The 25,664-nt window shown below is 70.6% G+C and carries 26 protein-coding genes; 11 read left to right on the plus strand and 15 right to left on the minus strand.

All coding sequences use genetic code 11. The annotated features are described in order from the left end of the window. Window positions 1–330: 330 nt before the first annotated feature. Entirely contained in the window at window positions 331–564 is a 234-nt protein-coding gene (locus tag AB0G17_RS15280) for a PTS glucose/sucrose transporter subunit IIB (RefSeq protein ID WP_018517946.1), read from the minus strand. A 249-nt stretch (window positions 565–813) separates the two neighbouring features. Here AB0G17_RS15280 and AB0G17_RS15285 point away from each other — a divergent pair, with 249 nt between their 5' ends. Together AB0G17_RS15285 and AB0G17_RS15290 are read left to right on the plus strand one after the other, a co-directional pair. Continuing rightward, window positions 814–2,109 (plus strand): PTS transporter subunit EIIC, encoded by a 1,296-nt coding sequence (locus tag AB0G17_RS15285; RefSeq protein WP_361381417.1) that lies wholly within the window; start codon window positions 814–816, stop codon window positions 2,107–2,109. A gap of 261 nt (window positions 2,110–2,370) precedes the next feature. Beyond that, window positions 2,371–3,633 carry a PTS transporter subunit EIIC gene (locus tag AB0G17_RS15290; protein WP_361381420.1) on the plus strand — a complete coding sequence of 421 codons (1,263 nt, stop codon included), beginning with the start codon at window positions 2,371–2,373 and terminating at the stop codon, window positions 3,631–3,633. A gap of 97 nt (window positions 3,634–3,730) precedes the next feature. On the opposite strand, the gene AB0G17_RS15295 is transcribed toward AB0G17_RS15290, so the two are convergent. Continuing rightward, window positions 3,731–4,483, minus strand: a complete 753-nt coding sequence (locus tag AB0G17_RS15295) for an MBL fold metallo-hydrolase (RefSeq protein ID WP_361381423.1) — start codon at window positions 4,481–4,483, stop codon at window positions 3,731–3,733. Between the two features lie 200 nt (window positions 4,484–4,683). Here AB0G17_RS15295 and AB0G17_RS15300 point away from each other — a divergent pair, with 200 nt between their 5' ends. Continuing rightward, complete coding sequence (locus AB0G17_RS15300; RefSeq protein ID WP_361381426.1) at window positions 4,684–5,151, plus strand: type II toxin-antitoxin system PemK/MazF family toxin; 468 nt, start codon at window positions 4,684–4,686, stop codon at window positions 5,149–5,151. 381 nt (window positions 5,152–5,532) lie between these two features. On the opposite strand, the gene AB0G17_RS15305 is transcribed toward AB0G17_RS15300, so the two are convergent. The 7 genes from AB0G17_RS15305 to clpS all read right to left on the minus strand — a co-directional run bounded on the left by AB0G17_RS15305 (window position 5,533) and on the right by clpS (window position 10,286). Further along, window positions 5,533–6,483, minus strand: coding sequence for a cysteine synthase (locus AB0G17_RS15305; protein ID WP_361381429.1), 951 nt, complete (start codon window positions 6,481–6,483; stop codon window positions 5,533–5,535). 14 nt (window positions 6,484–6,497) lie between these two features. Next, window positions 6,498–6,785 (minus strand): MoaD/ThiS family protein, encoded by a 288-nt coding sequence (locus tag AB0G17_RS15310; protein ID WP_361381432.1) that lies wholly within the window; start codon window positions 6,783–6,785, stop codon window positions 6,498–6,500. A gap of 113 nt (window positions 6,786–6,898) precedes the next feature. Next, window positions 6,899–7,015, minus strand: coding sequence for a putative leader peptide (locus AB0G17_RS15315; RefSeq protein WP_324616203.1), 117 nt, complete (start codon window positions 7,013–7,015; stop codon window positions 6,899–6,901). A gap of 112 nt (window positions 7,016–7,127) precedes the next feature. Further along, window positions 7,128–7,550 carry a M67 family metallopeptidase gene (locus AB0G17_RS15320; protein ID WP_361381435.1) on the minus strand — a complete coding sequence of 141 codons (423 nt, stop codon included), beginning with the start codon at window positions 7,548–7,550 and terminating at the stop codon, window positions 7,128–7,130. A gap of 77 nt (window positions 7,551–7,627) precedes the next feature. After that, window positions 7,628–9,082: an amino acid permease gene (locus AB0G17_RS15325; RefSeq protein ID WP_361381438.1), complete on the minus strand. Its 1,455-nt coding sequence runs from the start codon at window positions 9,080–9,082 to the stop codon at window positions 7,628–7,630. Window positions 9,083–9,399: 317 nt separating this feature from the next. Beyond that, window positions 9,400–9,981 (minus strand): DUF2017 domain-containing protein, encoded by a 582-nt coding sequence (locus tag AB0G17_RS15330; protein WP_361381441.1) that lies wholly within the window; start codon window positions 9,979–9,981, stop codon window positions 9,400–9,402. Next, the gene (gene clpS / locus AB0G17_RS15335; protein ID WP_067159503.1) at window positions 9,981–10,286 is read right to left on the minus strand and encodes an ATP-dependent Clp protease adapter ClpS; all 306 of its coding nucleotides are present in this window, start codon (window positions 10,284–10,286) and stop codon (window positions 9,981–9,983) included. Before clpS ends, AB0G17_RS15330 begins: the two co-directional genes overlap by 1 nt. Window positions 10,287–10,376: 90 nt before the next feature. On the opposite strand from clpS, the gene AB0G17_RS15340 reads away from it, so the two are divergent. After that, a complete protein-coding gene (locus AB0G17_RS15340) occupies window positions 10,377–11,705 on the plus strand; it encodes a nicotinate phosphoribosyltransferase (protein WP_361381444.1) in 1,329 nt (442 codons plus the stop codon). 100 nt (window positions 11,706–11,805) lie between these two features. Continuing rightward, window positions 11,806–12,393: an isochorismatase family protein gene (locus tag AB0G17_RS15345; RefSeq protein ID WP_361381447.1), complete on the plus strand. Its 588-nt coding sequence runs from the start codon at window positions 11,806–11,808 to the stop codon at window positions 12,391–12,393. Window positions 12,394–12,405: 12 nt separating this feature from the next. Here AB0G17_RS15345 and AB0G17_RS15350 read toward each other — a convergent pair whose 3' ends face one another. Continuing rightward, a complete protein-coding gene (locus AB0G17_RS15350; protein WP_361381739.1) occupies window positions 12,406–12,711 on the minus strand; it encodes a hypothetical protein in 306 nt (101 codons plus the stop codon). Between the two features lie 122 nt (window positions 12,712–12,833). Beyond that, window positions 12,834–15,242 carry an immune inhibitor A domain-containing protein gene (locus AB0G17_RS15355; RefSeq protein ID WP_361381450.1) on the minus strand — a complete coding sequence of 803 codons (2,409 nt, stop codon included), beginning with the start codon at window positions 15,240–15,242 and terminating at the stop codon, window positions 12,834–12,836. Between the two features lie 401 nt (window positions 15,243–15,643). Here AB0G17_RS15355 and AB0G17_RS15360 point away from each other — a divergent pair, with 401 nt between their 5' ends. Then, window positions 15,644–15,907, plus strand: a complete 264-nt coding sequence (locus AB0G17_RS15360) for a hypothetical protein (protein WP_361381453.1) — start codon at window positions 15,644–15,646, stop codon at window positions 15,905–15,907. 33 nt (window positions 15,908–15,940) lie between these two features. Here AB0G17_RS15360 and AB0G17_RS15365 read toward each other — a convergent pair whose 3' ends face one another. Both AB0G17_RS15365 and AB0G17_RS15370 read right to left on the minus strand, forming a co-directional pair. Further along, the gene (locus tag AB0G17_RS15365) at window positions 15,941–16,702 is read right to left on the minus strand and encodes an RDD family protein (protein WP_361381456.1); all 762 of its coding nucleotides are present in this window, start codon (window positions 16,700–16,702) and stop codon (window positions 15,941–15,943) included. A gap of 79 nt (window positions 16,703–16,781) precedes the next feature. Continuing rightward, complete coding sequence (locus AB0G17_RS15370; RefSeq protein WP_361381458.1) at window positions 16,782–18,326, minus strand: RDD family protein; 1,545 nt, start codon at window positions 18,324–18,326, stop codon at window positions 16,782–16,784. A gap of 354 nt (window positions 18,327–18,680) precedes the next feature. On the opposite strand from AB0G17_RS15370, the gene AB0G17_RS15375 reads away from it, so the two are divergent. Then, window positions 18,681–19,184 carry an SsgA family sporulation/cell division regulator gene (locus tag AB0G17_RS15375; RefSeq protein ID WP_361381462.1) on the plus strand — a complete coding sequence of 168 codons (504 nt, stop codon included), beginning with the start codon at window positions 18,681–18,683 and terminating at the stop codon, window positions 19,182–19,184. Between the two features lie 43 nt (window positions 19,185–19,227). Here the strand turns inward: AB0G17_RS15375 and AB0G17_RS15380 are convergent, their stop codons facing one another. Beyond that, a complete protein-coding gene (locus AB0G17_RS15380) occupies window positions 19,228–20,709 on the minus strand; it encodes an FAD-linked oxidase C-terminal domain-containing protein (protein ID WP_361381465.1) in 1,482 nt (493 codons plus the stop codon). 97 nt (window positions 20,710–20,806) lie between these two features. On the opposite strand from AB0G17_RS15380, the gene AB0G17_RS15385 reads away from it, so the two are divergent. Further along, a complete protein-coding gene (locus AB0G17_RS15385) occupies window positions 20,807–22,396 on the plus strand; it encodes a hypothetical protein (protein WP_361381468.1) in 1,590 nt (529 codons plus the stop codon). A gap of 447 nt (window positions 22,397–22,843) precedes the next feature. On the opposite strand, the gene hppD is transcribed toward AB0G17_RS15385, so the two are convergent. Continuing rightward, window positions 22,844–23,989 (minus strand): 4-hydroxyphenylpyruvate dioxygenase, encoded by a 1,146-nt coding sequence (hppD, locus tag AB0G17_RS15390; protein WP_361381471.1) that lies wholly within the window; start codon window positions 23,987–23,989, stop codon window positions 22,844–22,846. Between the two features lie 121 nt (window positions 23,990–24,110). On the opposite strand from hppD, the gene AB0G17_RS15395 reads away from it, so the two are divergent. The 3 genes from AB0G17_RS15395 (at window position 24,111) to AB0G17_RS15405 (ending at window position 25,601) form a co-directional block, all read left to right on the plus strand. Further along, window positions 24,111–24,590, plus strand: a complete 480-nt coding sequence (locus tag AB0G17_RS15395; RefSeq protein WP_361381474.1) for an Lrp/AsnC family transcriptional regulator — start codon at window positions 24,111–24,113, stop codon at window positions 24,588–24,590. 136 nt (window positions 24,591–24,726) lie between these two features. After that, window positions 24,727–25,368: a winged helix-turn-helix domain-containing protein gene (locus AB0G17_RS15400; RefSeq protein ID WP_361381478.1), complete on the plus strand. Its 642-nt coding sequence runs from the start codon at window positions 24,727–24,729 to the stop codon at window positions 25,366–25,368. Between the two features lie 44 nt (window positions 25,369–25,412). Next, window positions 25,413–25,601 (plus strand): hypothetical protein, encoded by a 189-nt coding sequence (locus AB0G17_RS15405; protein WP_361381481.1) that lies wholly within the window; start codon window positions 25,413–25,415, stop codon window positions 25,599–25,601. The last annotated feature ends 63 nt before the right edge of the window (window positions 25,602–25,664 follow it).

Below are 25,664 nucleotides of genomic sequence, written 5' to 3' on the forward strand. Positions count from 1 at the left end.
TCGGGGCTTCGCCCCCGGCCCCCGTTCCGGGCTTCGCCCTGGAAACCCTCTTTCGTCTGCGGACCGTGGGGGGCTGGCCGCGCAGTTCGCCGCGGCCCTTATCGGGCCGGTGTTCGTCTGCGGGTTGTGGTGGGTTGCTCGCGCGCACGCGGCGGAGCCGCACAATGTCACAGCCCCGCGCCCCTGAAGGACTGTGGATGAGCTGGGTTCTCCGGCTGCGGCCTACTGCCTGAGGGGCGCGGGGAACTGCGCGACCAGCCATCCGCCGGGCCGCAGACGAAAAGGGCCCCTCCCGTCCCGGGAAGGGCCCCTCTCAGCGACTCGCGTCGCTCACATCATGTCTTCGATGTCCGCCGCGATCGGGTCCGCGTCCGTGCCGATGACTACCTGGATCGCGGTGCCCATCTTGACGACGCCGTGGGCGCCGGCGGCCTTCAGCGCGGCCTCGTCGACCTTGCTCGGGTCAATGACCTCGGTGCGGAGGCGGGTGATGCAGCCCTCGACCTCTTCGATGTTCTCGATACCGCCGAGCCCGGCGACGATCTTCTCAGCCTTGCTGGCCATGTCTGTCTCCCTGTTCTTTCAAAGAACGCTGTGGCGGCTCACCGCAGGTCCTGCCGACCGCAGTTCCGCTTTGTCACCGTAACGCACGTTTGGCGCAGTTACGCGAGCGGGCCTCCGCGCGCTGGCCAAGGATGACGATCACCGGTACCGCGCCCGTACGGCCAGGCTCCGGACGATACCGCAACTGGTCTACACCAGTGTGCAACGCATCCCGGAACTGGCTTGTTCCGGTGGGACGGAGAGGTGCGGATGAGCGCTGACAGCGCGGCAGTGGACCAGCCGAAGTGGTGGAACGGTGCGTTCCAGAACCTTCAGAAGATGGGCCGCAGCCTTCAGCTGCCCATCGCCGTCCTGCCCGCCGCCGGCATCCTCAACCGCCTCGGCCAGCCTGACGTCTTCGGCAAGGGCGGCCTCGGCTGGACCGACGTCGCCAAGGTCATGGCCGGTGCGGGCGGCGCACTGCTCGACGCCAACATCGGCCTTCCGCTGCTGTTCTGCATCGGCGTCGCCATCGGCATGGCCAAGAAGGCGGACGGCTCGACGGCCCTCGCGGCCGTGGCCGGATTCCTCGTCTACTACAACGTGTTGCACCAGTTCCCCAAGGACTGCCTCGCCGGGGCGAAGGTGATCGCGGCGGGCTGCCAGGCCAACGACGGCACGGTCGCCCCGTTCACGTACCAGAACCCGGGCGTCTTCGGCGGCATCGTCATGGGCCTGCTCGCCGCCTGGTTCTGGCAGCGCTACCACCGGGTCAAGCTCGTCGACTGGCTCGGCTTCTTCAACGGCCGCCGGCTCGTCCCCATCGTCATGTCGTTCGTCGCCATCGCCTTCGCCGCGATCTGTCTGTGGGTCTGGCCACCGATCGGCGACGGTCTGGAGAACTTCAGCGACTGGCTGGTGGGGCTCGGCGCCTGGGGCGCGGGCATCTTCGGCGTCGCCAACCGCGCGCTGCTCGTCATCGGTCTGCACCAGTTCCTCAACGTGCCCATCTGGTTCCAGTTCGGCAGCTTCACCAAGCCGGACGGGACCGTCGTACACGGCGACATCAGCATGTTCCTGGCGGGCGACAAGGACGCGGGCCAGTTCACCACCGGCTTCTTCCCCATCATGATGTTCGCGCTGCCCGCGGCCGCGCTCGCGATCACCCACTGCGCCAAGCCGCACCGCCGCAAGCAGGTGGGCGGCCTGATGCTGTCGGTCGGCCTGACGTCGCTCGTCACCGGCATCACCGAGCCGATCGAGTACTCGTTCCTCTTCATCGCGCCGCTGCTGTACGCGATCCACGCGGTGCTGACCGGTGTGTCGATGGCGGTGAGCTGGGGGCTCGGCGTCAAGGACGGCTTCAGCTTCTCGGCCGGACTGATCGACTACGTCATCAACTGGAACCTGGCGGCGAAGCCGTGGCTGATCATTCCGATCGGCCTCTGCTTCGCGGTCGTCTACTACGTGATCTTCCGGTTCGCGATCACCAAGTTCGACCTGCCGACTCCCGGGCGCGAACCGGAGGAGCTGGAAGAGGAGATCGAGCGGGAGAACACGAAGTAATAACGGCGGGATAACCAAGCGGTGGTACGGCAGAGGCCTCGGACCCCAGGGTCCGGGGCCTTTGTCCGTCATGCCGGAATGTATGGCTCAGCACACAGAAATTGCAGGTTCCTTATCTAACCCTCACCGTGCTACAACTGGTCTACACCACTCAATGGTGTAGACCACGCGGGCTCAACCGCGTTCCCCCCTTAGAGACGCCGCCGTCCCCCCGTACTTTTCCATGTCCCCGGGCGGCGCCTTGCCAACTGGAGGAAGTTGATGAGTACGGCCACCGCTACGGCGGCGCCCGCGAAGAAGCGGGGTGCCGGCCTGTTCCAGGGTCTGCAGAAGGTCGGTCGCAGCTTGCAGCTGCCGATCGCCGTACTGCCGGCCGCGGGCATTCTGCTCCGCCTCGGCGCACCCGATGTCTTCGGCAAGGAAGGTCTCGGCTGGGGCAAGGTCGCCACGGTCTTCTCGACCGCCGGTGACGCCGTGTTCGGTAACCTGCCGCTGCTGTTCTGCGTCGGCATCGCGATCGGTTTCGCCAAGAAGGCCGACGGCTCCACCGCGCTCGCCGCGCTCGTCGGTTTCCTGGTCTACAAGAACGTGCTCACCGCGTTCCCGGTGACCGACGCCGTGGTCAACACCACCGCCAACAAGGGGGTCGACGTCGCCGCGACGTACAACGACCCCAAGGTCTTCGGCGGCATCATCATGGGTCTGCTGTCCGCCGTGATCTGGCAGCGGTTCCACCGCACCAAGCTGGTGGACTGGCTCGGCTTCTTCAACGGCCGCCGTCTGGTCCCGATCATCATGGCCTTCGTCGGCCTGCTCATGGGTGTCTTCTTCGGTCTGGTCTGGGAGCCGATCGGTGACGTCATCACCAACTTCGGTGAGTGGATGACCGGCCTCGGCGCCGTCGGCGCGGGCATCTTCGGTGTCGTCAACCGCGCGCTGCTGCCCATCGGCATGCACCAGTTCGTGAACACGGTCGCCTGGCAGGAGATCGGCGACTTCAAGGACTCCACCGGCACCATGTGGCACGGCGACCTGCCGCGCTTCTTCCACGGTGACCCGACCGCCGGCCAGTTCATGTCCGGCTTCTTCCCGATCATGATGTTCGCGCTGCCGGCCGCCGCCCTGGCGATCACGCACTGCGCCCGCCCCGAGCGCCGCAAGGCCGTCGGCGGCATGATGATCTCGCTCGCGCTGACCTCGTTCGTCACCGGCATCACCGAGCCGATCGAGTTCGCGTTCATGTTCATCGCGCCGGTCCTGTACGTGATCCACGCCGTCCTGACCGCCGTCTCGATGGCCGTCACCTGGGCGCTGGGCGTGCACCACGGCTTCAGCTTCTCCGCCGGTGCGATCGACTACATACTGAACTGGAACCTCGCGACCAAGCCGTGGATGATCATCCCGATCGGCCTCGTCTTCGCCGCGATCTACTACTTCGTCTTCCGCTTCGCGATCACGAAGTTCAACCTCACCACCCCGGGCCGTGAGCCCGAGGAGGAGATCGAGGACCTGACGAAGGCGTAAGCCTCACGGTTGTACGAGGCGTAAGCCTCACGGGTTGTACGAAGGGCCCCCGCACCACTCGGTGCCGGGGGCCCTTTCGCGTGAACGGGTACGGGGCTCAGATCTCGTAGACCGCCCCCGGCACCGCCAGTTCCACCGGGCCCGTGTACGCCCCACGGGCGTCCCTCAGGTTGACTTCGCCGTCCGTCCACGGCGGGATGTGGGTCAGGACCAGGCGGCCGGCGCCGGCGCGGGCGGCGTGTTCGCCGGCCTCGCGGCCGTTGAGGTGGAGAGCCGGGATGTCCTCCTTGCCATGCGTGAAGGACGCCTCGCACAGGAACAGGTCCGTGCCCTCGGCCAGCTTGTGCAGGGCCTCGCAGACGCCGGTGTCGCCCGAGTACGTGAGGGACGCGCCGCCGTGCTCGATGCGGATGCCGTACGCCTCGACGGGGTGGCAGACCCGCTCGGTGCGGACCGCGAAGGGGCCGATGTCGAACGAGCCGGACTTCAGGGTGTGGAAGTCGAACACCTCGCTCATCGAGGAGCTGGAGGGCGTGTCCGCGTACGCCGTGGTGAGGCGCTGCTCGGCGCCCTCCGGCGCGTACACCGGCAGGGGGGCGCAGCGTCCGCCCTCGTGCCGGTAGTACCGGGCCACGAAGTAGCCGCACATGTCGATGCAGTGGTCGGCGTGCAGATGGCTGAGGAAGATCGCGTCGAGGTCGTAGAGACCGATGTGGCGCTGCAGCTCGCCCAGGGCGCCGTTGCCCATGTCGAGGAGCAGCCGGAAGCCGTCGGCCTCGACGAGGTAGCTCGAACAGGCCGATTCCGCGGACGGGAACGACCCGGAGCAGCCGACGACGGTGAGCTTCATGGAGCGTGAACCTCCGGGAGCGGCAAGGGAACGGGGAGGGCGGCGGGAGGTCGTGCGGTCCGTCGAGCGTAAGGCGCCACACTGCCGGTCGCTCCTCAGTGGCGGGCCGTTGTGGGGGAACTCACCTGCGCTGTCACCGGTTCGGGCGGAGTGCGGGCGGAGCGCGCGCGGGGGGCGGGCCGCCGGGTAACGTCTGCGGTATGGACACGTCCTGGTGGCTCGCGGTGATCGCCGTGGTGGTGGTCGCGCTGGGGGCCGCGGTGGTCGACGGCCGGGGGCGCGGGCCGCGCCCGGCTCGCCCCGGGGGGCGCGTACGGCCGCCCGGGCGACCTGCCGGTCCGCGCCGGGCGCCCAAGCGGCGGCCTCAGCCGGGTGAGATCTGGTGGGCCGAGGTGCCGTACGAGGACGGGCCGGGGTCGAAGGACCGGCCCTGTCTGGTGCTGTCGGTACGGGGGGACAGCGTGCTGGTCGCGAAGATCACCAGCAAGTTCCACGAGGAGCAGGCGGGGGTGATCCCGTTGCCGCCGGGGACGGTCGGGGACGCGCAGGGGCGGCCGAGCTTTCTGGAGACGGATGAGCTGCGGGATGTGGGGGTGTGGGAGTTCCGGCGGCGGGTGGGGGTGGTGGATCCTACGGTTTGGGATCAGGTGCGGTACCTGGCGGGTTGACCGGGGATTTGGCCCCACCCCGCCCCTTCCCTAAACCCTCCGGGGGTGGGTGGCTGAGGTGGCTCTCCCGGGGGCTGCGCCCCCGGACCCCGCTTGCGGGGCCTGCGGCCCCTGCACCCCGCTCCGTTTGTCTGCGGACCGGTGGGGGCTGGTCGCGCAGTTCCCCGCGCCCCTGAATACGCCCCTCCGGGGCGCCCAGGGGAGGCCGCGCAGCGGCATTTAAGGGGCGCGGGGAACTGCGCGCTCAGCCCAGCACGGTCCGCAGACGAAAACCCGGCCGAAAAGGGGCGCGGGGAACTGCGCGACCAACCCCCACCGGGCCGCAGGCGAAACACGGCCCCCAGGGGCCGGGCCACAGGCGCAGGTGTAGCCGCAGACGGGCTACGCCCAGAGTTGGCCCTGGAGTGTTTTGATCGCTTCCTCCGTCGTCTCCGCCGTGTACACGCCCGTCGACAGGTACTTCCAGCCGCCGTCCGCGACCACGAAGGCGATGTCGGCGGGGGTGCCCGCCTTCACGGCCTTCTTGCCCACGCCGATCGCCGCGTGCAGGGCCGCGCCCGTGGAGACGCCCGCGAAGATGCCCTCCTCGCGCAGGAGTTCGCGGGTACGGGTCACCGCGTCCGCCGAGCCGACCGAGAAGCGGCTGGTCAGGACCGACGCGTCGTAGAGCTCGGGGACGAAGCCCTCGTCCAGGTTGCGCAGGCCGTAGACCAGGTCGTCGTAGCGCGGTTCCGCCGCCACGATCTGGACCCCCGGCACCCGCTCGCGCAGGTAGCGGCCGACGCCCATCAGCGTGCCCGTGGTGCCCAGGCCCGCCACGAAGTGGGTGATGGAGGGGAGGTCGGCGAGGATCTCCGGGCCCGTCGTCGCGTAGTGCGCGCCCGGGTTGTCGGGGTTGCCGTACTGGTACAGCATCACCCAGGACGGGTTCTGGGCGGCCAGTTCCTTCGCCACCCGTACCGCCGTGTTGGAGCCGCCCGCCGCCGGGGACGGAACGATCTCCGCACCCCACATCTTCAGCAGGTCGCGGCGCTCCTGGGAGGTGTTCTCGGGCATCACGCAGACGATGCGGTAGCCCTTGAGCTTCGCCGCCATCGCCAGCGAGATGCCGGTGTTGCCGCTGGTCGGCTCCAGGATGGTGCAGCCGGGCGTCAACCGGCCCGCCTTCTCGGCCTGTTCGATCATGTGGAGCGCGGGGCGGTCCTTGACCGAGCCGGTCGGATTGCGGTCCTCCAGCTTCGCCCAGATGCGGACGTCGTCCGACGGCGACAGCCGGGGGAGGCGGACCAGCGGGGTGTTGCCGACGGCGGCCAGCGCGGAGTCGTAGCGCATGACGGCGATCAGCCTCAGACCATGCCGCCGGCCACGGCCGGCAGGATCGTCACGCTGTCGTCGTCGGACAGCTCGGTGGTGATGCCCGCGAGGAAGCGGACGTCCTCGTCGTTGAGGTAGACGTTCACGAAGCGGCGCAGCTCGCCGCCGGCGGCCTCGTCGACCAGGCGCTCGCGGATGCCGGGGTGGCGGGTCTCCAGGTCCTTGAAGAGCTCGTCGATGGTCGCACCGCTGCCCTGGACGGCCTTGGCGCCGTCGGTGTAGGTGCGGAGGATGGTCGGGATGCGGACCTCGATGGCCATGGCGTGGGCTCCTGTCGGGAGTCGGGAGGGGAAGGCAAGGGCGCGCGGCCTCGGCGCGAGCGCGGGTGCTGCGGAAGGACGGACGTACAAGGTGGTGCGCGTGCGGCCGCGGCTCAGACGGCGGTGGGGCGCGGACACATCGCGCTCGCCAGGCGGCACAGGTCGACGTGCAGGCGCGCCACGAGCAGCGGGCTGCTCGGCTTCTCTTCGCTCACGTCGTGGGGAACCATGCGGTCATCGTATCGATTCCCGGTCCGCTTCCCGGAATGTGATCTCGGATGGCGGACGCATTCCGCTCAGGATGCGGGCGAAGGCGCCCCGCCCGCCGGGCTCGCGTACGGCTCAGTACGCCTCCACGACCTTGACCTCTTCCTCCTCGATCTCGCCGCCGACGATCCGGTACGAGCGGAACTGGAAGTCTCCGAGCCCGTCCGTGTCGGCCGTCGAGACCAGGACGTAGTGGGCGCCGGGCTCGTTCGCGTAGGTCACGTCGGTGCGCGAGGGGTAGGCCTCGGTCGCCGTGTGCGAGTGGTAGACGATCACCGGCTCCTCGTCCCGGTCGTCCATCTCGCGGTACAGCTTCAGCAGGTCCTGCGAGTCGAACTCGTAGAACGTGGGCGAGCGGGCCGCGTTCAGCATCGGGATGTACCGCTCGGGGCGGCCGGAGCCGGCCGGGCCGGCGACCACGCCGCACGCCTCGTCGGGGTGGTCGGCGCGGGCGTGCGCGACGATCTGGTCGTACAGGGCCTGGGTCAGGGTCAGCATGACCGCAAGGATAAACAGACGGGCCGTCCCGTACCGAGGAGTGGTACGGGACGGCCCGAATGGTGAGAAACAACCGGCTACGAGCGCTTGGCGAACGCCTTGTTCTCCGGGTTGCGCGCCTTGAGCACCAGGTACGAGACGCCCAGGATCAGGCCCCACAGCGGGGCGCAGTACAGGGAGACCCGCGAGTCCTTGTCGATGCCCATCATCACGATCACCATGATGATGAACAGCAGCGCGAACCAGCTGGTGTACGGGGCGCCCGGGGCCCGGAAGGTGGACTGGGGCAGCTGGCCGCGGTCGGCCTTGGCGCGGTAGCGGATCTGGCAGACCAGGATCATGATCCAGGCCCACATGCCGGAGATGGTGGCGAAGGAGACGACGTAATCGAACGCCTTGCCCGGCGCCTTGTAGTTGATCCAGACGCCCACCAGCATCAGCGCGGCCGAGACCGTGGTGCCGATCAGCGGGGTGCCGCTCTTGGTCAGCTTGGTGAAGAGCTTCGGGCCCTGGCCGTTGAGCGCGAGGTCGCGCAGCATGCGGCCGGTGGAGTACATGCCCGAGTTGCAGGAGGACAGCGCGGCCGTCAGGACCACGAAGTTGACGATCGCGGCGCCGACGCCGAGGCCCATCTTCTCGAAGGCCGCGACGAAGGGGCTCACGCCCGGCTGGAACTCGTGCCACGGCACGACCGAGAGGATCATGATCAGGGCGCCGATGTAGAAGACGGCGATGCGCCACGGCACGGTGTTGATGGCCTTGGGGAGCGTCTTCTCGGGGTCCTTGGACTCGCCCGCGGTGACGCCGACCAGCTCGACGGCGAGGAAGGCGAACATCACGATCTGCAGGGTCATCAGCGTGCCGCCGATGCCCTTGGGGAAGAAGCCGCGGTCGTTCCAGAGGTTGGCGACGGTGGCGGTGTCGGCCGCGTCCGAGAAGCCGACGGTGAGGATGCCGGCGCAGATCAGGATCATGCCGACGATGGCCGTCACCTTGACCATGGAGAACCAGAACTCCAGCTCACCGAAGAGCTTCACCGAGATCAGGTTCACCGCGTACAGGATGAGCGTGAAGACCAGCGCGTACAGCCATTGCGGGACGTCGCTGTGCGTCCAGAAGGCCATGTACTGGGCGGCGGCCGTCACCTCGGTGATGCCGGTGACGACCCAGAAGAGCCAGTACGTCCAGCCGGTGACGAAGCCCCAGAACGGGCCGACGAACTCGCGGGCGTACTCCGAGAAGGAGCCCGAGACCGGGCGGTACATGAGCAGCTCGCCCAGCGCCCGCATGATGAAGAAGATGACCAGGCCCGCGATGGCATAGGCCAGGATGAGGCTGGGGCCGGCCTTCGAGATGGCCTTGCCCGCGCCGAGGAAGAGCCCGGTACCGATGGCTCCGCCGATCGCGATCATCTGGATCTGGCGGGCGCCGAGGCCCCGCTGGTATCCCTCGCCCTCGGCTGCTCCGTGGGCGGTCCCCACGGCCTCATTGCCGGAGCGGTCGTCCTGCGTGTCGACCTGCGCTGAGGTCATGGTGGTGCGCCTTTCTCCATGCTGACCCGCCCGCTTCGATGGTCGAAGCCGCGGATCAGGTCCTGATCCCCCCGGATGTGGATGGAGTGCCACCGGCGGTCAGCCGGCCGAAGCGCCCCCGGGGACATGGGTGGCGTCCCCGGGTGGTCGTGAAGATTTATCACGTCTTTACGGGTGATCCACTGGGGTGACTGTGGCGCGCACCACAAAGAGAACCGGACAAAGCACGCATGAAACCGCAAACCATACCGATGCGGTAATCGGATCGTTATGCGGATTTGAGCGTCCGCTGAGCGAACAGAAGGAAAACAGCGGTCTCAGGCCATCAAGGTCTCGACGAGCGTCTCCTGGAGCCCGCCGAGCCAGAGGTAGGCCATCACCATCGGCTTGCGCGGGTCCTCGTCCGGCAGCCGGTACAGCTCGCCGCTCTCGTCCTCGTCGGTGACCTCCAGGCGGGTGCCGATGGTCAGCCGGAGGTCGTTGAGCGCACCCAGCCAGCGCCGGGAGTCGTCGGCGGAGAGCTTGAGGACCGCGCCGCCGTCGCCCTGCGGGGTGAGCGAGTCGAGGGTACGCACCACGGCGAGCGCGTCCTCGCGCTTGCGGGCGCGCAGGTCCTTCTCGGTGAAGCGCCGGAACTCGGCGGCCGAGGCGGCCAGTTCGTCGCTCTCGCCGCTGTCGTACGCGTCGGGGAAGAGCCGGGCGAGCGCCGGGTCGGCGGGCGGCTCGCTGGGGCCCTCGGCGAAGAGCGCGGCCAGCGGGTCCTCGCCCTCCATCGGCTCGTCGCCCGGGCCGATCAGCTCCAGGAGCTGGACGGACAGGGAGCGCAGGATGGCGATCTCGACCTCGTCGAGCGCGACGGCGGCGCCGCCGCCGGGCAGCGCCTCGAAGTAGCCGGCCATCAGCCGCGGTCCTGGGTGAGCGTGGCCCACAGCCCGTACCCGTGCATCGCCTGCACGTCGCGCTCCATCTCCTCGCGGCTGCCGCTGGAGACCACCGCCCGGCCCTTGTGGTGCACGTCGAGCATCAGCTTGCGGGCCTTGTCCTTGGGGTAGCCGAAGTAGCTCTGGAAGACGTACTGGACGTAGCTCATGAGGTTGACGGGGTCGTTGTGGACGAGCGTCACCCACGGCACATCGGGTTCGGGGACGGCGAAGGTCTCCTCCGCCGACTCGGGCCGTTCGATCTCTACAGGAGCCACACTCACTTAGTCCATGCTGCCACCTCGGAACCCCGGTCGCACAAACGGGGCCCCGAAATCGTCAGTCTGACGCGAAGAGGAGTAGCATCCGGTGTCATGAACCCTGCGGACCTTGGGCTGCCGGTGGACGTGCCGTCGACCGCGCTCTTCACGGACCAGTACGAGCTGACCATGCTCCAGGCGGCGCTGCGCGCCGGGACGGCCGACCGGCGGTCGGTCTTCGAGGTCTTCACCCGGCGGCTGCCGGAGGGACGCCGCTACGGCGTGGTGGCCGGTACCGGCCGGGTCCTGGACGCCGTGGAGAACTTCCGCTTCGACCCGGGCGTCCTCGGGTTCCTGCGCGAGCGCAGGATCGTGGACGAGCCGACGCTGGAGTGGCTGGCCTCGTACCGCTTCTCGGGCGACATCTGGGGCTACCCCGAGGGCGAGGTCTACTTCCCGGGCTCCCCCGTCCTGCGGGTCGAGGGCTCCTTCGCGGAGTGCGTGCTCCTGGAGACCGTGATCCTGTCGATCCTCAACCACGACTCGGCGATCGCCGCCGCCGCGTCCCGGATGTCCGCGGCCGCGGGCGGCCGGGCGCTGATCGAGATGGGCGCCCGGCGCACCCACGAGCTGGCCGCTGTGGCCGCGGCCCGGGCCGCGTACGTGGGCGGCTTCACCACCACCTCGGACCTGGCGGCCGGATTCCGCTACGGCATCCCCACCGTCGGCACCAGTGCGCACGCCTTCACCCTGCTGCACGACAGCGAGCGGGACGCCTTCCGTGCCCAGGTCGACTCGCTGGGCCGGGGCACCACCCTTCTGGTGGACACCTACGACGTGGCCGAGGCGGTCCGTACCGCCGTGGAGATCGCCGGTCCCGAGCTCGGCGCGGTCCGGATCGACTCCGGGGACCTGCTCCTGGTCGCCCACCGGGTGCGCCAGCAGCTCGACGAGCTGGGCGCGACGAAGACGAGGATCGTGGTGACGTCCGACCTGGACGAGTACGCCATCGCCTCGCTGGCGGCCGCGCCCGTGGACGCGTACGGCGTCGGCACCCAGCTGGTCACCGGCAGCGGGCACCCCACCTGCTCCATGGTCTACAAGCTGGTCGCCCGGGCGCAGAGCGCGGACCCGAAGGCGCCGCTGGTGCCGGTGGCGAAGAAGTCGATGGGCGGCAAGACGTCGATCGGCGGCCGCAAGTGGGCGGCCCGGCGCACCGACGCGGAGGGGATCGCGGAGGCCGAGGTCGTCGGCACCGGGCCGGTCCCGGCCGAGCTGGCCGGCCGGGAGCTGCTCGCCGAGCTGGTCAAGGGGGGCGTGGTGGTGGCCCGCGAGCCGCTGGACGCCGCCCGCGAGCGGCACATCGCGGCGCGCGGCGCGCTGCCCATGTCCGCGATCCAGCTGTCGCGGGGGGAACCGGTACTGCCCACGGAGTACGCCTGATGCCGTACGTCCGGGTCTTTGCACCCCAATTGCCCCCTGCCGCACCGGGGTTGGAGTCTCTACGCTCGTTGAACAGCCCCCTGACCGAAGGACACCCGACATGCACCGCGCGTTGATCGTCGTAGACGTTCAGAACGACTTCTGCGAGGGCGGCAGCCTCGCGGTCACGGGTGGCTCCGACGTCGCCGCTGCCATCACCGACCTGATCGGCCAGGCCGCCGGGTCCGTGTACCGCCATGTGGTGGCCACCCGCGACCACCACGTCGACCCGGGCGACCACTTCTCGGCGCACCCCGACTTCGAGCACTCCTGGCCGGTGCACTGCGTGGCCGGGACGGAGGGCGTGGGCTTCCACCCGAACTTCGCGCCGGCGGTCGCCTGCGGCGCCATAGACGCGGTCTTCGACAAGGGCGCCCACGCGGCCGCGTACAGCGGCTTCGAGGGGCGGGACGAGAACGGCGTGGGGCTGGCGGAGTGGCTGCGCGCCCGGGACGTCACCGAGGTCGACGTGGTCGGCATCGCCACGGACCACTGCGTTCGGGCGACGGCGCTGGACGCGCTGCGGGCGGGCTTCGCCACGCACGTACTGCTCGATCTGACGGCCGGCGTCTCCGAGGAGACGACCGCTCGGGCGATCGAGGAGCTGCGCGGTGCCGGCGCCGAGCTGTCCGGCAAGCCGGTGGTCTGAGCCGGACAGGCCCTAGGGCCGCAGCAGCGCCCGTATCGGGTGCCAGAGCTCCTCGGCCGCCGGCTGGGGCGCGGTGCGCCACAGGAGGCCGTCCGGGTGGTGCAGGACCGCCGTGATCTCGTCGGGCGTGGGCGGCTCCGTGTTGCCGCGCAGATAGACCGCGCGCAGCCCCAGGTTCCGCAGCCTGGTCAGGGCGCGGGCCCGGTTGGCCGCGTGCACCAGGACGCGCACCTTGCGGCCCTCGGCGGCCGGGCTCGGCAAGGTGAGCGCGACGACGACGCTGCCGTTCGGCAGCTTGCTAAATCCTCCGCCAGGCATGGCGTACCGCTCCCCCGTGAGACGTCGTGTCAATAAGGACTCGTAGGACGCACCTAAACACGATCGGCCGCCGCCCGCTAGAGGGCGACGGCCGATCATGGTTTGACCTGCGGTTTTTAGAACTACTTGGTCGACGGACCAACCTTTACGGTGATCGTCGAGCCGTCCTTGGGCTGCTGGACGATGGTGATCCGGGTGTTGGTGTCAGGAACCTGCACGCTTCCCGTGGGGTTCTCCTGGTACCAGTAGGTGCCCCGGTGGTCGTCGAACATCGGCACGCCCGGCTGCGAGCGGACCGTGGTCGCCACGTCGGCCTTGTGCAGGGTGAGCGCGCCCGTCGGGTACCAGCTGAAGGCGGCGTCGAACGGCGTGATCTTGTTGCGCATCAGCGTGCCGTCCGCCCACTTCAGCGGCTTGGCGTGGGCGTCGACCGGCAGGATCTGGCCGTGGCCCGGGTGGACCGAGACGTTGTTGTCCTTCTGGGACAGGTCCCAGAGCCAGATCATCAGACCGGGCTGGTACGCGTAGTGCTCCACCCAGGACGGGCGGGTCTTGGCGAAGCCGAAGTTGTACGGGCCGACCTTGAGGGTCTCGTCGTACGACACGTACTGGCGGTTCTCCGCGATGTAGTACTGCGGGTAGTCCTTGGTGAACGACTCGCCGATCCGGGAGAAGTTCTTCGAGGTCCAGCCGTTGTCGTCGCCCTCGGCACCGTCGGTGAAGAGCGCGGCGCCGTCGGCGTTCACGGTGATCGCGTCGGCGGTGAAGCCCTTGCCGCCCGCGCCGCCGTCCGTGGCGTAGCGGAAGCGGAGGTCGATCTTCTTGCCCGCGAAGGCGTCCAGGTTGTACGAGAGCTTCTTGTACGCGCCCGACACGTCGGTCAGCGCCGGCTTGCCGCTGGGGTCGTTCGGGATGGCCGTGCCGTCGGCGGTGCCGCCGAGCGCGGTCCAGGTGGCGCCGCCGTCCGTGGAGGCCTCGGCGTACAGGAAGTCGTAGTCCAGCTCGATGTCCCACCAGCCCTGCAGGTCCAGGGAGGCCTTGGACTTGCCGGTCAGGTCGACCGAACGGGTCAGGGTGTTGTTGAGGTTGTCACCCATGCCGCTCCACCACTGCTTGGAGCCCTCGGCGGGCTTCACGACCGTGGTGGTGACGGGCTTCTTCGGCAGCTCGACGACGAGCGCCTGCTTGTCGTTGGTGTTGTACTCCGAGACACCGAGCTTGGCGGTCGAGTGCGTCGCGGCCTTGGCCGTGGCGTAGTTGAGCCAGCCCAGCTGGAGCTTGTCCCAGGCGGTCATGTCGCCCGGCATGTCACCGATCGAGTCCTTGCCGGTGCCCAGCCAGGAGCCGGCCGACATCAGGGACCAGAAGCCGACCGAGTTCTCGGCGGTGTTGGTGGTGTCGTAGAGGTCCGGCAGACCGAGGTCGTGGCCGTACTCGTGGGCGAAGACGCCGAGGCCGCCGTTCTCCGGCTGCATCGTGTAGTCGCCGACCCACAGGCCGGTGTCACCGATCTGCGTGCCGCCGGCCTTGTTGTTGGACGGGCCGGTCTTGCCCGCGTCCGTGCCGTAGGCGTACGAGCGGTGGGCCCACAGGGCGTCGGTCTTCTGCGCGCCGCCGCCGGCCGACTCGTCCTCGCCCGCGTGGACGATCTGGAAGTGGTCGATGTAGCCGTCGGGCTCGTTGAAGTTGCCGTCGTTGTCGAAGTCGTTGCGGTCCCACTGGTCGTACTGCGCCAGGGTCGCCTTGATCTGCTCGGTGGTCTGGCCCTTGGCCTTCTGGTCCGCGGCCCAGGCGTTGACGCCGTCGCGGACCAGGTCCATCACGTTGGAGCAGTTGGTGGCGCCGCAGTAGTTCGAGCCGTAGCGGGCCTCGTTGGCGGGGACGCGGACCCAGTCCGTGACCGTGCCGTCGACCGAGTAGCGGCCCGAGGAGGTCTTCTCGTAGTACGTCTTCAGGGAGTGCTTCTGGGTGCCGTCGGCGTTCTTGCCGGTCCCGAAGTACAGGTCCTGGAAGTGCTGCTGGCTGTAGTCCTGCTGCCAGGCGGTGGAGTTGTCCTTGGTGCGGTCCGGCTGCTTGATCGTGTTGTGCGCCGGGCCGGGCGTACCGCCGTACTTGACGACCGGCGGCTTGGGGCCGTTCGGGCCGTCCGGGTCGAACATGGTCGTGCTGTCGACCTGGTCGCCGAAGTCCACCAGGACCGTGAAGATCTTGTCGGTCTTCTCCCGGCCGAGCTCGACGTACTTCTTGTCGTCGAGCTGGACGACCTTGGAGGCGCCGCGCTGCTGCACCTTCTTGTCGCCCGAGATGACCTGCTGCAGCGCCGCCTGGCGCTGCTGCTCCCGCTGCTTGGTGAACGGGCCCGGAAGGTCGTCGATGTGCTTGGCCGAGCCCGCGCCCGGGTCCCGCCGCTCGACGGGGGCCGGGGCCCTGCCGTCGGCCTGGGCGGTGGCGAACGCGGAGCCTATCGCGCCGGTCGTGGCCAGGGCCACGAGTATGGCGGCAGCTCTGACCGCTCGTCTGTTGCTGGTCACTTGATGATGTCCTCCCCCGCGGCCGCAGGCACGGACCGGGGGTGAGGGGTCTGGTCTCCGGTGCGCGGCACGCGTCTCAAGTGACGACATTGGACCGGAGTTGCCAAAGAAAAGACAGATCTTGACTTGGGTCGGCCAATTACACTATGCAGAGCGATAGTTCCGGTATCCGAACGCCTCCGATGTGCTACCCAACCCGGACATCGGGTGCGCCTGTCTCGCCTGTCGGAACGCCGAATGACTCCGTGCGCCCCCCGTGCTCCGGCACCGTGGGTTAGGTCACGCTTACCAACGGTTCCGCCAGGGCAAGCACCGTCGTAGAGTCGCTTGACAGTGCGATCCGGTTGCCCGGTCGAGAGACCCGCCCCATCCGATGCCTGCCCCCGAGGACGGATACCGCCATGCCGCGTCCGACTGCAGCACAGCTCGCCTACGGTTCGGCCACCGTCGTCTTCTCGACCGTAGCCATGATTCTGCTCTCCCAGACCGACTCGGGTGTCGGGGTGGGAGTGATAGTGCTCGCCGCGCTCCTGCTCGGACTGCTGGTCGCCGTGACGGTCCCCATGCCGAAAGCGGCGCGCACGGTTCGTACGAACCGCGCCGCCGCCGTCGGCGAGAGCGCCGAGCCCGGAGTGCGCGTACCGGCCGATTCGGTACGGAGCTGACGCTCCGCCCGGTTCACCGGAGTCGGGCAGGGGTCAGGGAGCGGTCGAAACGACCACCGTCTTCCCGGCCTTGTCGTGCAGGCCCTGTTTGTAGGGCTTGTCCGTGAGGATCGTGATGATGAGGATGATCTGCCACAGACACGGACAGCACAGCAGGGCGGGCAGCCAGAGCACGGCCGTGCGGGCCAGCGCGGCGCTGGTGGTGGGCACACTGCCGTCGTTGAGCATCGCGACCCGCAGGTTCAGCAGCTTCTTGCCGACCGTCTGACCGTCCCGCCTCAGCATGATCGTGTCGTACGCGAGGTACGCCACGATGCCGATGAGGTTCCAGGCGAGACCGCTGCCGCTGTACGCCCGGCTGATGACGTCGGAGGTGTCCTCGCCGCTCCTCGTCTGGTACACCCAGCGGTCCGAGCTCGCCCACTCCAGCAGGCCGAGCGGGATCGCGATCAGCAGGGCGTCGATGATGCGGGCGAGCAGCCGCCGGCCGAAGTCGGCGAGCGGCGGCATCCCGCTGAGCGGGTCGGGACCGCCGTACTGGTTTCCCCCGCCGTACGCGTCGTACGGCGGCGGGGCGGCGCCATAGGGCGAGCCGGGGGGCGGCGAGCCGTAGGGGCTTCCGGGGGGAGGGCTCCCGTACGGACCGCCGCCGGGGGGAGGGGCGCCGCTGCCCGGAGGTGAGCCGCCTCCGGGGGGCGGGCCCTGGCTCCCGTCGGGGGGCGGGGCGGGCTCCTGGGGCCTCTTGAGGAACGGGTCGTCCTCGGGTGGCTGGCCGGGCGGCGGTTCGGTGGTCATGTCCGCAGTGCATCGCGCGGGGTGGGGCCCCGCAATGACACGGGGCCCGTTCGGGGTACGGCCGACGCGCGACCCGGCGTCAGGTGCCCGCGACGAACGTACGGGCCGCCTTGTCGTGCCAGCATTGGCGCCACGGGCGGTCGAACAGGCACCACACGACGTTGAGCACGCCGACGGCCAGCACGCCCAGGACGCCGTAGACCAGCCAGCGGCGCAGCGCAGCGCCGAAGGCGGGCGGCTCGTGCGACTCGATGTCGCGCACCTGGACCCGCAGCAGCCGCTTGCCCAGCGTGCGGCCCCACTTGGCGGTGGGCAGCGCCTCGTAGAGCAGGCCCAGGAGCAGGAAGGCGCCGAGCACGATCGCGAGATAGCCGGCGGTGGTGGCGTCCAGGAGGTAGACCGTCACCGTCTCGCCGGACAGCTTCGCGGCGTCGATCTTCTCCTGGATGTGGTCCGCGCCCTTGATCCAGAGCGGTATGGCGAGCCCGGCGACGGCTACGCCGAGCACCACGGTGTCCACGAGCCGGGCGGCCAGGCGCCGCCCGAGACCGGCGGGCCGGGCGGCGGCCTGCGCCCGCGCGGCCCGCAGGAACGGGTCCTCCACGGGCGGCTTCCACGGCACCACGGGCTCCCCGGGCCCCGACCGCTCCTCGGGTCGCGCCAGTTGGTGCACCTGCTGCGCCCAGGACGCGGAACCCCCGCCAGACCCGGTGGTGACGGGCGAGGAGACCACGGGGGCCTGCTGCTGTACGGGGGCGGGCTGCTGGGGCTGTACGGGCGCGGGCTGCTGCGGGGCGACCGGCGCCGAGGGCAGCGCGGCCCGGGCGGGCGCGGGGCGCACGGCGGCCGGGGGCCCCTGCGGCTCGCCCCGGCGCGGGTCGGCCACGCGCGGGTCGTCCCCGACGCGCGGGTCACCGGGCCGCTGCCTGCCCGGCAACGGCTGCGCGGGCAACGACTGCACCGGGACAGGCGCGGCCGACGGGCCCTGGCCGCTCCCCTGGTTCGGCGGGACGGGAGCCGGGTCGGCGGGCAACGGCACAGCCGCCCCACCGCGCTCGGACGCCGACCCGGCGGGCAGCGGAAGCGGCTGCGGCCGCCCGGCCTCGGGCTGCACGGGAAGGGGTTGTACGGGAAGCGGCTGCCCGGGGAAGGGCTGGGGCGCCTGTCCCGGCCGGCCGGTCTGCCCGGTCTGCCCGGTCTGCCCGGTCTGCCCGGTCCGCCCTGGCGCCGGATCCCCCGGCTGCCCCCACGAGACCCGCCGCGCCGCGTCGTCGCCGAAGCCCGACTGGTGCGAGGCGTCCGCGTGCCACGCGGGGGCCGGGTCGGGGCGGCTGCCGTGGAGGGGGGCGGGCTCGGGCTCGTCGAGGAAGACGGGGCCCGTCTCCTCCACGGCGGGCGCGGGCGCGGGCATCGGCGCCGGCGGGGCCGAGGCGAGGGCGGGCGCGGCCGGGGCCGCACCGGCCGGCGGCACGGGCATGGCCTCGCCCTCCGCCGGGGCGGGCCGGCTCGTACCGGGCACCCAGGCGGCGCCGTTCCAGTACCGGACATATCCGGGGATGGACGGATCTGGATAGAACCCAGGGGCGGGCGTGCCGTCACCGGTTGCCGGGGTGGGGGCGCTCATCACGGTCCCGTATCTGCTCGTGTGCCTCGTCAATACAAGGGTCCACATCTACCAGACGGGCGGCCGCCACCGGGCGGGTCCGTCGCTACCGACCACTATCCGGTCAACGTGGAGGGGCGCCCCACCCGCCCGGGAACACGGTCCGAAAGCCCCGTCCGAGCCCTCCCCCAGCCCCTTCCCGGCCTCTTCCCGGCCCTCTCCGGCCCGCTCCCCTGCCGCTTCCCCGCCCCTGCCCGGCCCCTCCCCCGGCCGTCGGAAAAATCTTCCGGAAGTCGCGTCATAGCAGCGCCGCACCCCGCTCTCACCTGGTGAAGCCCGATCCAGGGCTCGTACGCGGAGAGGAAAGGCACTGTCATGCACACCGTGGTGGAACGCGAGCTGGAGCTCAAACTCGTGCTGTCGCCCGAGCGCAGCATCCCGGTCCCGGCCAGGCTGACCTATCGCACGGACGACCCGTACGCCGTGCACATCACCTTCCACATCGGCACCGACCACCCCGTGAACTGGACGTTCGCCCGTGAGCTGCTCGTCGAGGGGGTGTTCCGGCCGTGCGGCCACGGCGACGTCCGGATCTGGCCCACCAAGGTGGACGGGAGCAGTGTGATCCTGATGGCGCTCAGCTCGCCGGACGGCGACGCGCTCCTGGAGGCGCCGTCCGCCCAGGTGTCGGCGTGGCTGGAGCGGACGCTGCGGGTGGTCCCTCCGGGTTCTGAGACCGAGCAGCTCGGCGTCGACGACGGACTCGCCGAGCTGCTCGCGCCGACGACCGGCCGCGCGACCGGCCGCAGCCGCGCCGAGGAGCTGTACCTCAACGACCCGTGGCCCTCGGACGAGTCGCGGCCGGAGGACGGTGCGTGACGGGAGGGATCACAGGCACGGAGGTCACAGGCGTAACGGTTGTTCAGAACAGCTTGCCGGGGTTCAGCAGGCCCAGCGGGTCGAAGGTGTGCTTGAGCGCGCGCTGCATCTCCACGCCCACCGGGCCGAGTTCGCGGGCGAGCCACTCCTTCTTCAGTACGCCCACGCCGTGCTCACCGGTGATCGTGCCGCCCAGCTCCAGGCCGAGCGCCATGATCTCGTCGAAGGACTCGCGGGCCCTCCGCGACTCGTCCTCGTCGGCGGCGTCGAAGCAGACGACCGGGTGGGTGTTGCCGTCCCCGGCGTGCGCGCAGACGCCGATGGTCAGGTCGTACTTGGCGGCGATCGCGGAGGTCCCCTCCAGCATCGCGGCGAGCCGGGAGCGCGGCACGCAGACGTCGTCGATCATCGTGGCCGACTTGATGGTCTCCAGAGCCGTCAGCGACAACCGCCGTGCCTGGAGCAGCAGTTCGGACTCGGCGGCCGACTCCGCCGGGACCACCTGGACGGCTCCCGCCGCGGTGCACAGCTCGCCCACGGCGGCCAGGTCGGCGGCGGGGTCGGGGGTGTCGAAGGCGCAGAGCAGCAGCGCCTCGGTGCTGTCCGGCAGCCCCATGTGCGCCATGCGGTTGACGGCCCGTACGGTCGTACGGTCCATGAGTTCGAGCAGCGACGGCGTGTGGCCGCGCTCCATGATCGCGCAGACCGCGTCGCAGGCGGCGGCCGCGGAGGGGAACTCGGCGGCGAGCACCAGCTGCTCGGGGGGCGCGGGCCGCAGCGCGAGCACGGCCTTCACCACGATGCCGAGGCTGCCCTCGGAGCCGACGAAGAGCCGGGTCAGGTCGTATCCGGCGACGCCCTTGGCGGTGCGGCGGCCGGTCTCCAGGAGGCGGCCGTCGGCGAGCACGACGTCGAGACCCAGCACGTACTCGGCGGTCACCCCGTACTTCACACAGCACAGCCCGCCGGACGCGGTGCCGATGTTCCCGCCGATGGTGCACTGCTCCCAACTGGACGGATCCGGTGGGTAGTAGAGCCCGTGTTCCATGACTTCGCGGGAGAGCACGGCGTTGACGACACCGGGCTCGACGACCGCGACCCGGTCGACCGGGCTGATCTCCAGGATGCGGTCCATCCGGACCAGGGACAGCACGATGCAGCCCTCGGTGGCGTTGGCGCCGCCCGACAGACCGGTGCGGGCGCCCTGCGGCACGACCGGGACGCGCAGCTCGGTGGCGGTGCGCATCACGTGCTGGACCTGTTCGACCGTTCTCGGCAGCACCACCACGGCCGGCGCCCCGGCGGCGCAGAAGCTCGCCATGTCGTGGGCGTAGGAGGCGGTGACGTCCGGGTCGGTGATCAGCACGTCGGCGGGCAGGCCCGCGCGCAGCCGTTCGAGGAGGACGCCCGGCTCGGGGGCGGGCGGGGCGACGGGCTCGGGGGCGGGCGGGGCGACGGGCTCGGGGGCGGGCGGGGCGACGGGCTCGGGGGCGGGCGGGGCGACGGGCTCGGCTCCATCGTTCATGATCCCAGCGTGGCACCCGGGGCCATCGGTGTGAACCCTGCGCGGCCCGGCGGGCGCGGACGGGATGTGCTCTTCGTATGGACGCACAGTGATCGCCATGGAGACCGAACACGAATGGCCGCCGCACCGGCAGACCCTGACGCTGCCGCCACCGCCGCGGCCGACGCCGCTGGAGCCGGCCGGGCCGCCGCCCGCCCGCACCGCGCGCCGCACGATGATCGGCGCGGCGGTGGCCGTGCTGCTGACCGCCGGGGTCCTGGTGGTCCTGCCGCAGACCCGGACCGGCGGCGGCCACGACGCGCCGCCGCCCGCTCCGGGGCCGGTGGCGCGGGCGCTGACGGCCGTCGGGGCCGGGGCGCCCGCGGCGGCCGCCGACCTCACCGCGCTGATCGCGGACCGGCGGGCGTGGGTGCGCAGGCACCCCTCGGACGACGCCTCCTGGGCGGTGCTCGGCTCCGCCTACGTGGGGCGCGGGCTGCGGTCGGCGGACTCCTCGTACTATCCGCGCGCCGAGTGGGCGCTGCGCCGCTCGCTGGCGGTGCGGCCCGCGGCGCGGGGCAACGCGGAGGCGCAGATCGGCCTGGCGGCGCTCGCCAACGCGCGGCACGACTACGCGGGCGCGCGAGCCGCCGCCGAGCAGGTCCGGCGGCGCGAGCCCAAGCGCTGGACGGTGTATCCGGTGCTGATCGACGCGTACGGCGGGCTCGGTGACCTCAAGGGGGCGAGCAAGGCCGTGGAGCAGCTGCTCGATCTGCGCGGCGGCTCGGTGGCGCTGGCCCAGGCGGGGGCGGTGTACCGGGAGCGGGGCTGGCGCGAGGACGCGGCGGCGGCGCTGACCGAGGCGGCCGCGTACGCCACGACGCCCGTACAGAAGGCGGACTGCCTGCGGCAGTTGGGCGACCTGGCCTGGGACCGGGGCGAGCCCGCGGAGGCGCTCGCGCAGCACGCGGCGGCGCTGCGCACGGATCCGGAGGCGCATGCGGCGCTGGCGGGGAAGGCGCGGGCGGAGCTGGCGCTGGGCCGCACGGGGGCCGCGCGGCACGACTACGCGGCGGCGATCGCGCGGCTGCCGCGTCCCGAATACCTGTTGGAGCTGGGCGAGTTGTACGAGTCGCTCAGGCTCAAGGTGGACGCCCGCGCCCAGTACGCGCGGCTGCGCGCGCGGGCGGCCTCGGACGACGGGCACGGGGTGAGCGACGCGCTCGTCCTCGGCCGCTTCGAGGCGGACCACGGCGCGCCGGATTCGGCGGTGGACCGCCTGCGGGCGGAGTGGCGGCGGGCGCCGAGCGCGGCGGTGGCGGATGCGCTGGGGTGGGCGCTGTACCGGGCCCGGGAGCCGGAGGAGGGGCTGGCGTTCGCGAAGAAGGCGGCGGAGAAAGGTGGGCGGAGTGCGTTGTTCTCCTATCACCGGGGGGTGCTGGAGCGGGAGATGGGGCAGCAGGGGGCCGCTCGGCGCGATCTGGAGGAGGCGTTGCGGACGAATCCGTACTTCTCGCCGTTGCTGGTGCCGAAGGCGCGGAAGGTGCTGGAGGGGTTGGGGGAGCCGGCGGAGGGGGGCCCCAAGGACGTGTACGGGTCCGCGTCGGACTCGACTTCGTGGGGCTCGGACTCGGGCTCGGGCTCGGAGTCGACGCCCCGTAAGGCGACGGGTGCGGCCGCGCCACAGCCGCGCAAGCGCGAGCAGTAACTCCCCCACCCCGCCCCTTCCCTGAACCCTCCGGGGGCGGGGGCGCTCTCCCGGGCTACGCCCGGAACCCCTCTTCGCCTGCGGACCGCATGCGGCTGAGCGCGCAGTTCCCCGCGCCCCTGGGGGGTTGGGGTCAGCCAGGGTTGCCACAGGGATCGCCCCGCAGGGGCGCATTCAGGGGCGCGGGGCTGTGACATTGTGCGGCTCCGCCGCGCGGGCGCGACCAGCCCCCACCGGGCCGCAGGCGAACTCCGGGCTGAAAAGGGCGCGGGGAACTGCACGAGCAACCCAGCACGGCCCGCAGACGAACTCCGCACCCCCGGGAGGCCTCCCGCAGGCGGACTCCGTCGCCCGGGCGGAAAGGGCGCGGCCCCCACGGGTCAGGGCCGTGGGGGCCGCAAGGGCGAACCGTACTTCAACTGCCGTGACCACACGGCACGTTGCAGGTCACAGATTGCCCCGCTTCTCCTGCTCCCGCTCGATCGCCTCGAACAGCGCCTTGAAGTTGCCCTTGCCGAAGCCCATCGAACCGTGCCGCTCGATCATCTCGAAGAAGACCGTCGGCCGGTCCTGCACCGGCTTCGTGAAGATCTGCAGGAGGTAGCCGTCCTCGTCCCGGTCCACCAGGATCTTCAGCTCGCGCAGGGTCTCGACGGGCACCCGGGTCTCGCCCGCCCACTCGCCGAGCGTGTCGTAGTACGAGTCCGGCGTGTCCAGGAACGCCACGCCCGCGGCGCGCATCGCCCGTACCGTCGAGACGATGTCGTTCGTGGCGAGCGCGATGTGCTGGACGCCCGCGCCCCCGTAGAACTCCAGGTACTCGTCGATCTGCGACTTCTTCTTGGCGATGGCCGGCTCGTTGATCGGGAACTTCACCTTCAGCGTGCCGTCCGCGACCACCTTCGACATCAGCGCGCTGTACTCGGTCGCGATGTCGTCGCCCACGAACTCCTTCATGTTCGTGAAGCCCATGACCTTGTTGTAGAACGCGACCCACTCGTTCATCTTGCCGAGCTCGACGTTGCCCACGCAGTGGTCGATCGCCTGGAACGTGCGCTTGGCCGGCGGCTCGACGATCGGGTCGGCGGCGACGAAGCCGGGCAGGTACGGGCCGGTGTAGCCGGACCGGTCGACCAGGGTGTGGCGGGTCTTGCCGTACGTGGCGATCGCCGCGAGGACGACCGTGCCGTTCTCGTCCTTGACCTCGTACGGCTCGGTCAGGCCGGTCGCGCCGTGCTCGGTGGCGTACTCGTACGCCGCGCGCGCGTCCGGCACCTCGATGGCGAGGTCGACGACGCCGTCCCCGTGCTCGGCCACGTGGTCGGCCAGGAAGCGGCCGTGGTCGGTGGACGCCTTGATGACGGAGGTGAACACGAAACGCGCCGACCCGTTGGTCAGGACGTACGAGGCGGTCTCGCGGCTGCCGTTCTCCGGTCCGGAGTACGCGACGAGCTTCATGCCGAAGGCGGTCGAGTAGTAGTGCGCGGCCTGCTTGGCGTTGCCCACGGCGAAGACGACCGCGTCCATTCCCTTCACCGGGAAGGGGTCGGCCTGCCGGGCGGTGTCGGGGGTGTGATCGATGGTCTCAGTCATAGCGGCAGGCTCCCCCTGTCCTGCAAGGTGCGCAATAGTTTGTGTTTGGAGTGGGCAATCTGCCCACCCGTGGGGCCACCCCCACCCGCTTTCTGTACATCGTGACCATCCGGAGAGGCTCATGGCGATCGATCATCTGGACGGGCGTCTCATCGTGCTCCTGGCGCGGGAGCCGCGTATCGGGGTTCTTGAGGCGTCCCGCAGGCTCGGCGTGGCGCGCGGCACCGTCCAGGCCCGGCTCGACCGGCTTCAGTCGAACGGAGTCATCCGGGGATTCGGCCCGGACGTCGACCCGGCGGCGCTCGGCTACCCGGTCACCGCCTTCGCGACCCTGGAGATCAAACAGGGCCAGGGCGCCGACGTACGGGCGCACTTGGCCACCGTGCCCGAGGTCCTGGAGCTGCACACCACGACCGGGCACGGCGACATGCTCTGCCGCCTGGTGGCCCGCTCCAACGCCGATCTCCAGCGGGTGATCGACCGGGTCGTCGGTTTTGAGGGGATCGTCCGGGCCTCCACGGCGATCGTCATGGAGAACCCCGTGCCGCTGCGGATCATCCCGCTGGTGGAGCAGGCCGCGGAGGACTCCGTCAGAGGCTGAGCAGAGGGGGCGAGCAGCCGGTGAGCCCCGGCTGCAAAGACCTCGCTGCAAAGGCCTCGCTGCAAAGATCCGGATGCAGAGACTTCGATGCAAAGAAAAGGTTGCAACGGGTTCTTTGCAGGTCTACGGTTGAGCCATGACCAAGCACGATGACGCCCCGAAGCGCGACGGCTCGGCGGCTGAGGCCGTAAAGGGCGAGGCCGCCAAGCCCGAGCCCAGGGAGCGCACGCTCGACGCGCGCTCCCTGCGCGGCCTGGCCCATCCCCTGCGGATCCGCCTCCTGGGCTCGCTGCGGCACGACGGGCCGGCCACCGCCTCCCAGCTGGGCGAACGGCTCGGCGAGTCCAGCGGCGCCACCAGCTACCACCTGCGCCAGCTCGCCGCGCACGGCTTCGTCGAGGACGCCCCCGAGCACGGCAAGGGCCGCGAGCGCTGGTGGCGGGCCACCCACGACGGCACCAGCTTCTCCGAGGAGCTGCACAACAACCCCGACCCCGAGGTGCGTGGCGCTGTCGACCTGTTCAAGCACGAGATCGCGACCATCCACACGCAGGAGCTCTCGACCTGGCTGGGGACCATGAACGAGTGGGCCGACGAGTGGGCCACCAACGCGGACATGAGCGACTTCACGCTCCGGCTGACCGCCGCGCAGCTGCGCGAGCTCAACGAGAAGACGCACGAGCTGATCGAGAGCTACCGCGGCCTCGCCCACTCCGACGCCGAGGACACCGCCCAGGTCCGCGTCCACCTGCACTCGTTCCCGCGCAAGAGCCACTGACCCGACCCCACCCGGAACCACGAGCAGCGAAGGGATCACGCACCATGCTGCCCTCCACGCACCTCACCCTGCACGAACTCCGCGCCGCCGAACTCCGCCGGGAAGCCGCCGACCACGCGCTCATACCGCGTGACCGCCGCCGCATACGCGTCCAAGTCGGCCTGAAGATAGTTGAGTTGGGCAACCGGATCGCCGCCCAGCCCCCGACACGCCACCGCACCCGTATCGCATGAGCGGCGACGGGGGGCAAGCCGAGGAGAAGAGCACCCCACGCACTCCTCCACGTACACGTACAG

It is taken from the genome of Streptomyces sp. NPDC023838 (assembly GCF_040639555.1).
GTDB lineage: Bacteria > Actinomycetota > Actinomycetes > Streptomycetales > Streptomycetaceae > Streptomyces.

Bases quoted from the DNA above. Each gene is read 5' to 3' on its own strand.
- AB0G17_RS15340 (WP_361381444.1), top strand. From the start codon at position 10,377: ATGAACCCTGCGGACCTTGGGCTGCCGGTGGACGTGCCGTCGACCGCG.
- AB0G17_RS15345 (WP_361381447.1), top strand. From the start codon at position 11,806: ATGCACCGCGCGTTGATCGTCGTAGACGTTCAGAACGACTTCTGCGAG.
- AB0G17_RS15285 (WP_361381417.1), top strand. From the start codon at position 814: ATGAGCGCTGACAGCGCGGCAGTGGACCAGCCGAAGTGGTGGAACGGT.
- AB0G17_RS15320 (WP_361381435.1), bottom strand. From the start codon at position 7,550: ATGCTGACCCTGACCCAGGCCCTGTACGACCAGATCGTCGCGCACGCC.
- AB0G17_RS15315 (WP_324616203.1), bottom strand. From the start codon at position 7,015: ATGGTTCCCCACGACGTGAGCGAAGAGAAGCCGAGCAGCCCGCTGCTC.
- AB0G17_RS15305 (WP_361381429.1), bottom strand. From the start codon at position 6,483: ATGCGCTACGACTCCGCGCTGGCCGCCGTCGGCAACACCCCGCTGGTC.
- AB0G17_RS15370 (WP_361381458.1), bottom strand. From the start codon at position 18,326: ATGAGCGCCCCCACCCCGGCAACCGGTGACGGCACGCCCGCCCCTGGG.
- AB0G17_RS15295 (WP_361381423.1), bottom strand. From the start codon at position 4,483: ATGAAGCTCACCGTCGTCGGCTGCTCCGGGTCGTTCCCGTCCGCGGAA.
- hppD (WP_361381471.1), bottom strand. From the start codon at position 23,989: ATGACTGAGACCATCGATCACACCCCCGACACCGCCCGGCAGGCCGAC.
- AB0G17_RS15395 (WP_361381474.1), top strand. From the start codon at position 24,111: ATGGCGATCGATCATCTGGACGGGCGTCTCATCGTGCTCCTGGCGCGG.
- AB0G17_RS15290 (WP_361381420.1), top strand. From the start codon at position 2,371: ATGAGTACGGCCACCGCTACGGCGGCGCCCGCGAAGAAGCGGGGTGCC.
- AB0G17_RS15350 (WP_361381739.1), bottom strand. From the start codon at position 12,711: ATGCCTGGCGGAGGATTTAGCAAGCTGCCGAACGGCAGCGTCGTCGTC.
- AB0G17_RS15405 (WP_361381481.1), top strand. From the start codon at position 25,413: ATGCTGCCCTCCACGCACCTCACCCTGCACGAACTCCGCGCCGCCGAA.
- AB0G17_RS15385 (WP_361381468.1), top strand. From the start codon at position 20,807: ATGGAGACCGAACACGAATGGCCGCCGCACCGGCAGACCCTGACGCTG.
- AB0G17_RS15280 (WP_018517946.1), bottom strand. From the start codon at position 564: ATGGCCAGCAAGGCTGAGAAGATCGTCGCCGGGCTCGGCGGTATCGAG.
- AB0G17_RS15330 (WP_361381441.1), bottom strand. From the start codon at position 9,981: ATGGCCGGCTACTTCGAGGCGCTGCCCGGCGGCGGCGCCGCCGTCGCG.
- AB0G17_RS15325 (WP_361381438.1), bottom strand. From the start codon at position 9,082: ATGACCTCAGCGCAGGTCGACACGCAGGACGACCGCTCCGGCAATGAG.
- AB0G17_RS15360 (WP_361381453.1), top strand. From the start codon at position 15,644: ATGCCGCGTCCGACTGCAGCACAGCTCGCCTACGGTTCGGCCACCGTC.
- AB0G17_RS15400 (WP_361381478.1), top strand. From the start codon at position 24,727: ATGACCAAGCACGATGACGCCCCGAAGCGCGACGGCTCGGCGGCTGAG.
- AB0G17_RS15375 (WP_361381462.1), top strand. From the start codon at position 18,681: ATGCACACCGTGGTGGAACGCGAGCTGGAGCTCAAACTCGTGCTGTCG.
- AB0G17_RS15380 (WP_361381465.1), bottom strand. From the start codon at position 20,709: ATGAACGATGGAGCCGAGCCCGTCGCCCCGCCCGCCCCCGAGCCCGTC.
- AB0G17_RS15310 (WP_361381432.1), bottom strand. From the start codon at position 6,785: ATGGCCATCGAGGTCCGCATCCCGACCATCCTCCGCACCTACACCGAC.
- AB0G17_RS15365 (WP_361381456.1), bottom strand. From the start codon at position 16,702: ATGACCACCGAACCGCCGCCCGGCCAGCCACCCGAGGACGACCCGTTC.
- AB0G17_RS15300 (WP_361381426.1), top strand. From the start codon at position 4,684: ATGGACACGTCCTGGTGGCTCGCGGTGATCGCCGTGGTGGTGGTCGCG.